The organism is Parapedobacter sp. 2B3, from assembly GCF_041925275.1.
In the GTDB taxonomy this organism is placed as follows: domain Bacteria; phylum Bacteroidota; class Bacteroidia; order Sphingobacteriales; family Sphingobacteriaceae; genus Parapedobacter; species Parapedobacter pyrenivorans_A.
Window position 1 is genome coordinate 1 of sequence record NZ_JBHEUZ010000023.1, and the last position, 11,832, is coordinate 11,832.

General features: G+C 50.9%; 13 protein-coding genes. 9 read left to right on the forward strand and 4 right to left on the reverse strand.

The window, feature by feature from the left end; translation table 11 throughout:
• Positions 1–251 precede the first annotated feature (251 nt).
• Positions 252–854: a trimeric intracellular cation channel family protein gene (locus tag ACEVG1_RS18815; protein ID WP_374745275.1), complete on the forward strand. Its 603-nt coding sequence runs from the start codon at positions 252–254 to the stop codon at positions 852–854.
• A gap of 9 nt (positions 855–863) precedes the next feature.
• Here the strand turns inward: ACEVG1_RS18815 and def are convergent, their stop codons facing one another.
• Complete coding sequence (gene def, locus ACEVG1_RS18820; protein ID WP_374745276.1) at positions 864–1,433, reverse strand: peptide deformylase; 570 nt, start codon at positions 1,431–1,433, stop codon at positions 864–866.
• Between the two features lie 128 nt (positions 1,434–1,561).
• On the opposite strand from def, the gene xseA reads away from it, so the two are divergent.
• Positions 1,562–2,899, forward strand: a complete 1,338-nt coding sequence (gene xseA, locus ACEVG1_RS18825; protein WP_374745277.1) for an exodeoxyribonuclease VII large subunit — start codon at positions 1,562–1,564, stop codon at positions 2,897–2,899.
• Positions 2,892–3,119, forward strand: coding sequence for an exodeoxyribonuclease VII small subunit (xseB, locus tag ACEVG1_RS18830; protein ID WP_374745278.1), 228 nt, complete (start codon positions 2,892–2,894; stop codon positions 3,117–3,119). The genes xseA and xseB overlap by 8 nt, the downstream gene beginning before the upstream one ends.
• 1 nt (position 3,120) lies before the next feature.
• Here xseB and ACEVG1_RS18835 read toward each other — a convergent pair whose 3' ends face one another.
• The gene (locus tag ACEVG1_RS18835) at positions 3,121–4,368 is read right to left on the reverse strand and encodes a dicarboxylate/amino acid:cation symporter (RefSeq protein WP_374745279.1); all 1,248 of its coding nucleotides are present in this window, start codon (positions 4,366–4,368) and stop codon (positions 3,121–3,123) included.
• Complete coding sequence (gene nagA, locus ACEVG1_RS18840) at positions 4,365–5,477, reverse strand: N-acetylglucosamine-6-phosphate deacetylase (RefSeq protein ID WP_374745280.1); 1,113 nt, start codon at positions 5,475–5,477, stop codon at positions 4,365–4,367. Before nagA ends, ACEVG1_RS18835 begins: the two co-directional genes overlap by 4 nt.
• A 105-nt stretch (positions 5,478–5,582) precedes the next feature.
• Between nagA and ACEVG1_RS18845 the strand changes: the two genes are divergently transcribed.
• The 6 genes from ACEVG1_RS18845 to ACEVG1_RS18870 are packed head-to-tail and all read left to right on the forward strand — an operon-like array spanning position 5,583 to position 10,389.
• The gene (locus tag ACEVG1_RS18845; protein ID WP_374745281.1) at positions 5,583–6,326 is read left to right on the forward strand and encodes a DeoR/GlpR family DNA-binding transcription regulator; all 744 of its coding nucleotides are present in this window, start codon (positions 5,583–5,585) and stop codon (positions 6,324–6,326) included.
• Positions 6,327–6,338: 12 nt separating this feature from the next.
• Positions 6,339–7,676, forward strand: coding sequence for a flippase (locus ACEVG1_RS18850; protein WP_374745282.1), 1,338 nt, complete (start codon positions 6,339–6,341; stop codon positions 7,674–7,676).
• A 14-nt stretch (positions 7,677–7,690) separates the two neighbouring features.
• Positions 7,691–8,641 (forward strand): polysaccharide pyruvyl transferase family protein, encoded by a 951-nt coding sequence (locus tag ACEVG1_RS18855; RefSeq protein WP_374745283.1) that lies wholly within the window; start codon positions 7,691–7,693, stop codon positions 8,639–8,641.
• Between the two features lie 8 nt (positions 8,642–8,649).
• Positions 8,650–9,390 (forward strand): class I SAM-dependent methyltransferase, encoded by a 741-nt coding sequence (locus ACEVG1_RS18860; RefSeq protein ID WP_374745284.1) that lies wholly within the window; start codon positions 8,650–8,652, stop codon positions 9,388–9,390.
• A 6-nt stretch (positions 9,391–9,396) separates the two neighbouring features.
• Positions 9,397–10,158 (forward strand): glycosyltransferase family 2 protein, encoded by a 762-nt coding sequence (locus tag ACEVG1_RS18865; protein WP_374745285.1) that lies wholly within the window; start codon positions 9,397–9,399, stop codon positions 10,156–10,158.
• Positions 10,159–10,164: 6 nt separating this feature from the next.
• Positions 10,165–10,389, forward strand: a complete 225-nt coding sequence (locus ACEVG1_RS18870) for a DUF3820 family protein (RefSeq protein ID WP_374745286.1) — start codon at positions 10,165–10,167, stop codon at positions 10,387–10,389.
• Between the two features lie 6 nt (positions 10,390–10,395).
• Here ACEVG1_RS18870 and ACEVG1_RS18875 read toward each other — a convergent pair whose 3' ends face one another.
• Complete coding sequence (locus ACEVG1_RS18875; protein WP_374745287.1) at positions 10,396–11,832, reverse strand: c-type cytochrome domain-containing protein; 1,437 nt, start codon at positions 11,830–11,832, stop codon at positions 10,396–10,398.

The window sequence follows — 11,832 nt, forward strand, 5'->3', positions numbered from 1 at the left end:
ACCAACGGCAAAACCCGAAAAACAAAGCCAAAACCCTCAATGAACAACCGCATCCTCCGAAGCGGGTTGCAAAGGTACACCATTATCTGTAATCTGCAACAGGGAGTGCGGAATATTGTTTGTGTTTTTTCGTTATGGTCTATAAATCAAGGTAAAAAAATAGTTGGGAGCCGATATGCAATGCGTAAGGGACCGCTGGTAAATGACTGGGAATTATCGTACTTTTATGGCCGGAACGTAAATTAACGGCATTGGAGCTTCTTTATTATATCGATCTCTTGGGTACCATGGTCTTTGCCATATCGGGGGCGATGGCAGCGAGGCGGCACAACATCGATCTATTCGGTGCCGCGTTTACAGGTTTCGTCACTGCCATCGGCGGTGGGAGCCTCCGCGATATATTCCTCAACCTCCGGCCGGTTTGGGTCGATGACGGGAACTACCTCTTGGCCATATTGGCCGGTGTAATCATCGCTGTCTTGTCGCGTAGCATACTGGGCCGCTTGGCCCGAACGCTGTTCTTATTCGATGCATTGGGTATCGGTTTCTTCACGGTGGTAGGTGTGCAGAAATCGTTGGCTTACGATAGTAGCGGTATTGCAGCCGTGGTGCTGGGCATGTTTTCGGCGGTGATGGGGGGCGTTACCCGCGATACGTTGTTGAACGAAACACCATTAATTTTCCGAAGGGAAATCTATGCCACGGCATGCCTTTTGGGAGCCATTTTATTCTTTACCCTTGATGCTGCAGGAGTAAGCTATACGGTCAATGCTTCCTTAAGCGTAATCACCGTGGTCGTTATCCGCGTGGTGGCAGTGAAATACCGGCTAGCATTGCCACTCGTGGGAGGTTGATCGAAATCTCTACCGTTTCCGTTTCGAGGCAGGGAATTTCATTTTGTAATCCACATCTACCTGGCCTCTTGAGATAGCATCCAATTTGCTCTTAATCATCGCTTTGCGGAGCGGACTCATCTTATCAGTAAAGAGCTTGCCCTCGATATGGTCGTATTCGTGTTGGATAATCCGTGCGGCCAACCCATCAAACTCGTCTTCGTGTTCCACCCAATTTTCATCAATGTAGCGTATACGGATGGTCGGGTGCCTGCTAACGTCTTCCCGGACGTCGGGGATACTCAAGCAACCTTCGTTGAATAACCACTTCTCGCCCGTTTCATCCAATAACTCCGCGTTGATAAAGACTTTCTTAAAATCTTCAAGGCCAGCCTCATCTTCCTCATAGGGGCTGGCATCAATGACGAACAGCCGTATGGAGCGCCCAATCTGCGGCGCCGCCAATCCCACGCCATGGGCCGCATACATGGTTTCAAACATATCGGCTATCAATTGCTTTAGGTCCGGGTGGTCTTTTTCAATTGCTTCACATTTTCGTTTCAAGATGGGGTCGCCGTATGAGATGATAGGTAGTTTCATTCAAAAAATCTTTCTTTAACGGCCCCGCAGGACCTAATATTTTCACTCGTCCGAAAAGGCAGGACGCCTGCATGGCAGGTTTCACGGCACAAAGGTAGTGATTTTATAGAAAAAGCTTACCTTTGGTTATGCCTGAGAAATTGTCGGACAAAACGGTATTTTCCCTTATAGAGGTAGCGCGCAGTATCCAGAAAACGATTGCCGAACGCTACAAAAGCGTGTACTGGATAAAAGCGGAGATGAATAAGCTCAACCACTACTCCCATTCGGGCCACTGTTATCCGGAGCTGGTTGAGAAGCGGGATGGACAGGTTATTGCCGAAATGCGTTCGGTGCTATGGAAAACTGACTACCAGCGGATCAACCAACAGTTCATTGAAACAACTAAAGAACCCCTGAAAAATGGGATCACTATCTTATTCCAGGCGACCCTATCGTACGATCCGTTATATGGCCTTACGTTGCGCATGCTAGACATCGACCCCGTGCATGCGTTGGGAGAACTCCAACGGGAAAAGTCAGCAAGTATCGACCGTCTTAGAAAGGAGGGCGTCTTTTCCGCGAATAAAGCACTTCCTTTTCCGGTTGTTCCCAAGCGATTAGCCATCATATCGGTCGAGACCAGTAAGGGGTACGCCGATTTCCTGAAGATTTTGCAACATAATCCGTGGGGTTATTACTTCGAGCAAACACTTTTCCCGGCGCTACTGCAAGGCGACAAATCTGTTCAAGCCATCACCAGCCAACTCGAACGTATCGCACAGCAGCAGGAAAGGTATGATGTCGTCGCTATTATCCGCGGCGGCGGCGGCGACGTTGGGTTATCGAGCTATAACCACTATATGCTGGCTGCTACTATCGCCCGGTTCCCTATCCCGGTTCTTACCGGTATCGGCCATTCTACTAATGAAACGGTCAGTGAAATGGTAGCCTACCAGAATGCCATTACACCGAGCGAACTAGCGGATTTCCTGATCCAGCGGTTTCACCGGTTTGCCGAACCCGTTAACCAGGCGATGGAGCTTATCGAACGGAAGGCAAAACAGCAGTTAACCCAAGAACGGGATAGACTCAATAACCTCGTCCGGTACTTCCGTCTGCACAGCATGCACTTGATAAACGGGCAACAGCAGAGGCTAGAATATGGAGCTGTACGTCTCGGGATGGTCAGCACCGCTAGGTTGCAACATGGGCAGCAATACATACAGCATGCCGGTCAAACCCTGGAAACGGCAACCCTATCGCTCCTTAAAGACACGCAATCCAACTTGCTGACCGTCGAAAGGACGGTGCACCTATTGGACCCCCGGCAAGTGCTCCAACGTGGGTATAGTATCACCCGCTTAAACGGAAAGGCATTGAAAAGTGTCGAATCCGTGCATGAAGGCGATGTTGTGGAGACCGTTTTGGCCCAAGGGAGCATGATCAGTAAAATAGATAAACTAAAACCATTGGATAATGGATAAACCATACACCTATACCGATGCATATGAAGAGCTGCAGGCCATCGTGTCTGAAATCGAGCATGGTGAAATATCGGTTGATGAGCTTTCGGAGAAGGTAAAGCGGGCCACCCTGCTGATCACCGCTTGCAAGGCGAAGCTCACGGCAACGGAAACTGAAGTGAAAAATATCTTGGCAGGGCTATCTAGCGATCACACGGATCCCACCGATACGGAAGGGTAGGCTAGTCCAGTTCGGCCTCCAGTTGATCCATGTCCAATTCGTTTTCCCATCGCGCTACCACCAGCGTTGCCGCGGTATTGCCAATGATGTTGGTCAATGCCCGGGCCTCACTCATAAACCGGTCGATACCGAAGATAAGGGCAACCGATTCAACAGGCATATGCCCTACCACGGGTAGCGTAGCGGCCAGGATGATGAAGCCACTTCCCGTTACGCCCGCCGCACCGTTAGAGGTAATGGTGAGCACGAACAGCAAAAACAACTGGTCTGCCAGGTTCATCGGCATATCCAGCGCCTGCGATAGGAAAATGGCAGCCATCGTCAGGTAAATGGCGGTGCCATCCAGGTTGAATGAATAGCCCGTCGGTATGGTAAGACCTACCACAGGCTTCGAACAGCCCATCTTTTCGAGTTTCTGCATGATGGCGGGGAGCACCGACTCCGAAGACGATGTGCCGAGTACAACCAGCAGTTCCTCCTTTATATAGCGCAGCACTTTAAGTATGCTGATACCGTAATACTTCAAAAACGCCCCCGCCACCAAAAAGACGTACAGGAGGCAGGTGCCGTAAAAGCAGAGCATCAGCATGCCCAAAGAAGAAAGCGAGCTGATGCCGTATTTACCGATGGTAAACCCGATGGCACCCATGGCCCCAATAGGGGCGACCCTCATGATCATCTTTATCACGGCGAACAAGCCGTCGAGGAACGATTGCATGACACGTAGGGCGGGCTCAGCTTTACCCCCGATCCTGGAAAGCCCGTACCCGAATAGCACGGCGAAGAAAAGTACCTGGAGCAGGTTGCCCGATGATAACGCCCCGAAAACATTTTCCGGGATGATATCCAATAAGAAATCTTTAACGCTGGTCTGGTGCTCGCTTTGCGCGATATAGGAGGATACTTCCGACGTGTCTAGCCCTTTCGGATCCACATGCATGCCCTCACCGGGCTTCACGACATTGATTACCAATACACCCAGCAACATGGCGGCCATGGTCGACAGCTGGAAATACAACAGTGCTTTCACCCCAACCTTGCCGATTTTCTTCACATCCTCCATCCCGGCAATGCCCAGCACGATGCTACAGAAAATCAACGGGGCAATCACCATCTTGATCAGCTTGATGAACCCGTCTCCAAGCGGTTTTAGCTGCACACCTATCGATGGGTAGAAATGCCCTACAAGAATACCGATGATGATGGCGATGACTACCTGGAAATAAAGTAGGTTGACCAGCTTTTTCATTGGCAGATCCCCCCGAGGAAGACGTTTCTTACGGTATAATCCTCGTCAAAGATAACCAGGTCAGCGGTCGCTCCCGCTACGATCCTACCCAAGTTATCGGCCCCGACAAGCGAGGCCGGATATAGAGTGGCCATCCGCAACGCCTCTTCTAGCGGAATCCCCGCATGGCGTACGCAGTTGGCTACAGCTTGCATCATCGTCAATGCCGACCCCGATAGCGTGCCGTCTGGCAGTGTGTAGCGGTCGCCTGTAAATATATGTGTATAGGTGCCCGTATGAGCGGCTACCACGGCATCGGTGATCAAAAAGAGCCGGTCGCCCAACAACCGCTTGCTTATTGCCAGCGTTTGGTAGTCCACATGGATACCGTCGGCGATAATGCTTGCCTTCGCGGTCCCCGATTGGAAAGTAGCGCCGGGTAATCCCGGATTGCGGTGATGGAAGGGAGACATCGCATTGAAAAAATGGGTCACTGCTTGTATGCCGTTCCGGAAGCCATGCATCGCTTCATCAAAAGAGGCGTTGCTGTGCCCAGCAGATAAGATAATGCCATGCTGCAATAGCAGTTCGATTACGTCATCGTCAAACCGCTCGGGGGCAATAGTCATCATCCGCAGGCTCGTGCCGGCCCATTCCAATAAGGCCCGGATTTCTGATTTCTCGGGTTTACGTATATATGCTTCGGGATGCGCACCCCGTTTTTCCGGATTGAGGTAAGGACCTTCCAAGTGCAATCCGAGCAGGGCGGGATGCCGGTAGTCATGCAAGGCACGCAATGCCTCATCCACCAACTCCGCCGTATTGGTTGCCAGTGTGATCATGAAGCTAGTGGTTCCCGAATCCACCAATGCCTGAGCAATTTCATCCAATGCCGCCTTGGTTGGGTCGGCAGAAAATAATCGACTTCCGCCCCCATAAATCTGCAAATCCACGAAGCCCGGTGTTACATACCGACCCATGGCGTCCACGATTTCGGTGTCCGATGGGATTTCGGCTGGAGGAACGAGCCCCGCCACCTGATTCCCTTTTATCAATACAGTTTGATCGTTGATTAGCACATCGCCTGTAAATACGACCCCGTTGGTGATTGCAATGTATGATCCGGCCATTAATTCTGCTCGCTCTGCGGTGACTAACTAAATGCTTTACGGGGTAATAATACAAATTTCTTTAAAATATTCTATCTTTACCCCATTAAATAAACCACTTACAACATGTTGAAGGAAGAACGGCAAGCATTTATCATTCATCAAATCAACTTGCACAATAAAGTGTTATCGTCAGACCTAAGCGTGCAGCTCAGTGTCTCGGAAGACACCATCAGGCGCGATTTAAATGAATTAGCCGAAAATGGCAAGGTGTTGAAGGTTTACGGCGGGGCACTATCCAAGTCGTTCCAGTATCCTTTCAAGGAAAACAACGTGTATGCACGTGATTCCAAGAAGCAGATTGCAAGCAAAGCACTTAAACTTGTCCAGAATGGCATGACCGTACTCGCAGGTGGGGGTACGACCATGCTCGAGCTGGCGCGGATTATCCCAGAGAGCCTCCAATGCACGTTTTTTACCATCAGTCCGTTGGTAGCCCTTGAACTGGCCGAGCGTACCAATGCAGACGTAATCCTCATCGGCGGCAAACTTTCGCGCAATACCAACATCAGTATCGGTTCGCAAGTGATTAATCAATTGTCAGAAATCCGTGTCGACCTGTGTTTGCTGGGCACCAATAGCCTTTCCGTCGAGGACGGCGTCACAGACTCCGATTGGGAAGTGGTACAGATAAAAAAGGCAATGATCCGGTGTTCGAGCAAAACCGCCATCCTCAGTATCGCGGAGAAGCTAAACTCCGTACAGAAAATGAAAGTCTGTAGCCTCAACGCCATTTCCTACTTGGTAACCGATCTAGACCCTACGCACGCAAGTCTGACGGGTTTCGGTAAGGTGGTTGAAGTCGTATAGCGTATTAGTTTGATGAAGATACCATCGTTACCCGGTTTCGATCCAGAAGCTTTCAATAAATATTTCAAAAATACAGGGTGGTTGATGGTGGCCCGAGTGGGTACGATTTTCATCAAGATGGTGGTAACCGCTATCGTTATCCCCAACTATTTGGGCAGTAGCCTCAACGGCGAGTTGAACTACCCGCTTGTATTGGTGTCGTTCTTCGCAGCAGCGTGTGCGCTGGGCATGGATAGCTTCGTGACCCGTCAGCTGTTGCAACAACCCGAAAAGGAGAATACCATTTTGGGCACGGCATTCCGGCTGCGCTTGGTGGCATCTGTCATCGCACTCCCGCTAATCTATGCAACTTACCTGCTGATCGGCCATTATACATCGGCCCCACAGGCAGCCCCGTTCCGTTACATCCTTATCGTGTCCTTTGTTTGTATTTTCCAGTCGGTCAATATCATTGACTGTTTTTTTCAGGCCAACGTGCAAGGCAAATACATCATGCACGTGCAAGTAGGCGCCAACCTCCTATCGGCGGTTGTGAAGCTTGTGCTGGTTGCTTGGCAGGCCCCGGTCGCTTGGTTCGTATGGGCACTCTTGCTCGACGCCGTTTTCCTTGCTATCGGGTACTTGTATTATTACGAGCGGCACGGCAATCGACTAATCAACTGGCGGTTTGACCAGGGTATGGCCAAGCACCTGCTTCACTACTCGTGGCCCCTTGCTTTCTCATCCGTTGCCATCATTCTGTATATGAAAATAGACCAGTTGATGCTCGACGCCTACTTGGGTAAAGCGGTGTTCGGCGTGTATGATACCGTCGTGAAGCTGAGCGAGGGCTGGTATTTCGTCCCCATGGCGATCGTCACCGCACTCTTTCCGGCCATCATGAATGCCCGGAGGGACGATCCGGCCCGCTATCGGCGGCGGTTACAGCATCTCTACGAACTCATGACCATGGTAAGCATAGCTATTGCCGTGATTACTACCTTGGCTGCGCCGTTCATTTACCGTACGTTCTACTCGGCAGCCTATGCCGCTGGGGCACCTGTACTGACGGTACATATCTGGGCCGGGGTATTTATGTTCCTCTATGTGGCTACCGGGCAGTACCTGCTCGCGGAGGGCTACACCCGTATCTCCCTAGCCCGGGCCGTGGCAGGTGCCATCATCAATATCGGACTGAACAGCTGGTGGATTCCCGAATATGGCATGATTGGTGCTGCTTACGCCACGTTAGTTACGTATGCGAGCACAGCACTATTTGTTATCTTCGTGCCCAAAACAAGGGCACAGGGATGGCTGATGCTCGAAGCGTTATTTTTTATACCGACCATCCGGCGGTTGGTCAAACGATAAATTGCAGCAAACACATGCCAAAAATTATTTTCGATACGTCGATAGGTACAACCAATCTCGGAGACCATATCATCATGGATGCGGTTGACCGTATTTCGGACGAGTTGTTCATGGACGACTTTGTCATCAACGTGCCTACCCATTTCTCCATCCATCCGAAAGACCTACCGAAGCTCCGCAAATATGATACGGGCATCGTAGGAGGGACCAACCTATTGAAAAACAATACCCTCCGGAAGAGCCAGTGGAAGGTCGGGGTCAAAGATCTGTTTGTTTTGCGGCACAAGGTGGTATTGCTAGGGGTGGGATGGTGGCAGTACCAGGATAAGCCGGTATCCGGATATTCCAAGATGATGTATCGGTCCTTGTTTTCTAAGCGGTATCTCCACGCGGTGAGAGATAACTATACACTGCAAAAACTGGGCGAAATAGGCGTCAAGAACGTGGTCAATACCGGCTGCCCCACCGTATGGGGCCTGGATGAGCCGCACTGCTCGCAGATCAACCCCAAAAAACGCGATACCGTTATCACTACCATCACCGACTATATGCGCGATACCGATCGCGATCGGCGGATGTTCGATATCCTGAAAAAGCATTATCACAAGGTATACGTGTGGGTACAAGGCTCGAAGGACCGCGCGTATATTGAAAGCCTAACGTCAGGTATCGGCTATGTCGCACCCAAGCTGTCCGCATTTGACTCGTTTTTGGAAAAGGAACCTTGCGAATACGTAGGTACGCGGCTGCACGCCGGCATAAGGGCACTGCAGAAAAAACGTAAGGCCATCATCATCGGCATCGACAACCGCGCACTTGAAATGCGCAACGATATCGGTTTGAATGTGCTCGAGCGGCAACGCATCGATTTGCTTGAAGAGAAAGTCCACGAGGAAATGAGTGTTAAATTATACCTCGACAAAGACGCCATCTTCCGCTGGAAAACACAATTTAAGTCACAATAACAATGGCCGTGGTAGCTAAGCTTAAACAACTGTATAACAAGTCCCTGTTCCAACCTACTTTTTTAGGGCTTTTCTTCAACCCTTTCTTTATTATCCGCAGGGGGCTTTACAAGGGGGTGTCGCAATTCAGCAGCCACATGCACGGCAAATTGTTAGACTTCGGTTGTGGTAGCAAGCCCTACAAAGCATTGTTTGGGGTATCCGAATACGTGGGTACGGATATCGAAGTCAGCGGCCATGACCATCGAAACGAGGCGATCGATGTCTATTACGACGGCAATACATTGCCTTTTGCCGACGAGTCGTTCGATAGTGTTTTCTCAAGCGAGGTTTTCGAACATGTATTCAACCTCTCGCAAATCCTCGACGAGCTGCATCGGGTACTCAAACCCGGGGGGAGCATGCTGGTAACCGTGCCTTTCGTTTGGGATGAACATGAAATTCCCTATGATTTTGCCCGTTATACCTCCTTCGGATTGAAACATGTCCTCCAAGAGAAAGGATTCGTGGTTTTACAGGAAAAAAAGACAACCAATTACGTAGGTACCCTATGCCAGATGTGGGCAGCCTATGTATACCAGCATATCTTCCCGAAGCAAAAAGGGATCCGGATAGCGCTCACACCGCTGTTCATTACACCCATTACTCTTTGCGGGCTATTCCTTTCGGCAATATTGCCGAAAAACATGAATTTTTTCCACAACAACGTGATGGTGGTACGAAAACCTGCCCACCGTTCCGATAGTTGAAAGGCAATGGAAAACAAGTTTTCACCCACGCTCACCGTTATCACCGTTGTTTACAACAACGTGGGCGACATTGAGCGGACGCTCATGTCCGTCATTAACCAAACCTACCGATCTATCGAGTACGTGGTCATCGATGGCGGATCGACGGACGGCACGGTAGCCGTCATCAACCGGCACATCGATCGGATCACACGATTCGTCAGTGAGCCCGATAAGGGAATTTATGACGCCATGAACAAAGGGCTAGCCTTCGCCACAGGAGATTATGTGCTGTTCATGAATTCAGGAGACGAAATTTATTCCGCCGATACTGTGGCTCAGGTGTTTGCCACCGCTCCCCATGCCGATATTTATTATGGCGAGACAGAGATGTTTGACGCAGATTGGCATTCCCTCGGTCTGCGGCGGCACGCCATCCCCGAGCAGTTCAATTGGAAAAGTTTCCGCTACGGCATGAATGTCAGCCATCAGGCCATCTATATCCGGCGCAGCATAGCTGGCCGGTATGATGCACGTTATCAGCTGAGCGCCGATATCGACTGGGTGATTCGTGCCGCCAAGGCAGCCAATAAAACAGTTAATACCAGGCGTATCGTGGCCAAATATCTGGTGGGGGGGATGTCTAAAAAGCGGCATTGGCAAAGCCTCAAGGAGCGTTTCCAGATTTTCAGTAAGCATTATGGGTGGCTGCCAAACATCTTCAACCACGTTATCATCGCTTTCAGGTTAGCGGGCTATTATATTAGGTATGGCAAAACCAATGATTAGTCGCCTATGACGCCCGAAGAAACCATGCAACGATTGGTAACCACCAAGATGCCTTTCGGTAAGTACAAAGATACGCTCATCTGCAACCTTCCCGAAGCATACTTGGTATGGTTCCACCAAAAAGGATTTCCCAAAGGGAACATTGGCATGCTGTTAGCCACCATGTACGAAATCAAGCTCAACGGATTGGAATACCTTCTTGCACCATTTCGAAAGAGAAGCGGGGTATAGCAAAAGCTACCGGTAAACCATCGTATCCGTTGGCAACTCCAGTAACCGGTGGCCGCCCGTGTCAATTTCCAAGAGCGGCTGTGATTGGGCCAATGCAGCCACCCCTTCGCGGGTCGCCGGGGTTTGGTAAAGATATACCTTCCGCAATGCAGGCTGCCGAGCCAATGATCGAAGGCCGTCATCGGTCACTTTCGTATGGAACAGATTAAGGTAGCTGAGTTGTTCACAGGTTTCGAGGTGAGCCAAGCCCCCGTCTCCTACGGCCGTATGTTCCAGGTGCAATTGTTGCAATCCCGTCAATCGCCCGATATGCTGCAGCGCGCCATCTGTGATTTTCGTACCACCGAGTTTCAATTGCACCACATTTTCACCCAATGCACTCAATACCCGTGCGTCTTCGTCATTAAATTCAGGATAGTTGACGGCATTGACCGCCAATTGGTTTTTGCTGGCCGCAAGTGGGACAATCTTCACGCCCTTAGCACGTAACTGCTCGACGGCTTCCGCATTGGCAGCCGGAATATCCGCTAATGACACCCTCGGGTCGTCTGTAGGCGATTCGGCACCGCCACTTTCCAGTGCGAGCAGTACCGGATATATTTCTTCCGGCTGTTCCACTGCTTTTACCTGTTGATCAGTTGGCGCTCCTATGCCAATCCACCAGGCAATCAGTTTGATCTGGTCTTCACTGATGGGCGTGCGCCCCTTGGGAGGCATGCGGTCATCATCTCCTTCCGGCAAGGCCAAGCGTCTATACAGCTCACTTTCCGTGGCGCTTCCAGCGGCAATGACAGGGCCATTTTCACCACCTTTCATCACCATCTCCCAAGTATGCAAGGCCAAATCACCTTCCTGTTTCTTGGGGCCATGGCAGCTTTGGCAGCGTTGCTTGAAGATGGGTTGGATGATGTCTTCATATACGGCGGCTTCCTGCACGTCGTCAATCAGTATCCGGTCGGGCTGCCAGCCGAACCATTCGCGTGTGTGGGCCGGCAGCGCCTCGGCCAAATAGCCCTCGCCGTGGGTCAGCGTGCCACCGAAATGTCCGGCTGTGCAAAGCAGCGCCACCATGCCCGTAAGGAACGCGAAGCGGAATTTCCGTAGCGGGTAGCGGGTCTTTTCTTTGGCAACGGGAGTCCGGTACAGCCACCAGCATAAAGCACTCACCAGCGTGGTACCGATACCCAGCCATTGATGAAGCGACAGGGTCTCCGCATCATATCCGCCCCCCAGCGACAGCAGGTAACCCGAAACACTGGCGAGCGTAGCTGAACACGCACCCAGCAACAGCGTTGTCGGGATGGCAGTAACCAGCGGAGCGTTCCCTTTTTTCCGGCTAAGCAGCGCAAAACAGAAGGCCAAGACTAACATCCCGATAGGAAGGTGTACCAACAGCGGGTGCCATCGGCCAAGGAATAGGAGGATATCGCCGTTGCTGTCCAT

Excerpts from the sequence above, each read along its gene's own strand:
- ACEVG1_RS18870 (WP_374745286.1), top strand. The coding sequence starts at position 10,165 with ATGACGCCCGAAGAAACCATGCAACGATTGGTAACCACCAAGATGCCT.
- def (WP_374745276.1), bottom strand. The coding sequence starts at position 1,433 with ATGAAACTACCTATCATCTCATACGGCGACCCCATCTTGAAACGAAAA.
- xseB (WP_374745278.1), top strand. The coding sequence starts at position 2,892 with ATGGATAAACCATACACCTATACCGATGCATATGAAGAGCTGCAGGCC.
- xseA (WP_374745277.1), top strand. The coding sequence starts at position 1,562 with ATGCCTGAGAAATTGTCGGACAAAACGGTATTTTCCCTTATAGAGGTA.
- nagA (WP_374745280.1), bottom strand. The coding sequence starts at position 5,477 with ATGGCCGGATCATACATTGCAATCACCAACGGGGTCGTATTTACAGGC.
- ACEVG1_RS18850 (WP_374745282.1), top strand. The coding sequence starts at position 6,339 with ATGAAGATACCATCGTTACCCGGTTTCGATCCAGAAGCTTTCAATAAA.
- ACEVG1_RS18835 (WP_374745279.1), bottom strand. The coding sequence starts at position 4,368 with ATGAAAAAGCTGGTCAACCTACTTTATTTCCAGGTAGTCATCGCCATC.
- ACEVG1_RS18875 (WP_374745287.1), bottom strand. The coding sequence starts at position 11,832 with ATGGACAGCAACGGCGATATCCTCCTATTCCTTGGCCGATGGCACCCG.
- ACEVG1_RS18865 (WP_374745285.1), top strand. The coding sequence starts at position 9,397 with ATGGAAAACAAGTTTTCACCCACGCTCACCGTTATCACCGTTGTTTAC.
- ACEVG1_RS18845 (WP_374745281.1), top strand. The coding sequence starts at position 5,583 with ATGTTGAAGGAAGAACGGCAAGCATTTATCATTCATCAAATCAACTTG.
- ACEVG1_RS18855 (WP_374745283.1), top strand. The coding sequence starts at position 7,691 with ATGCCAAAAATTATTTTCGATACGTCGATAGGTACAACCAATCTCGGA.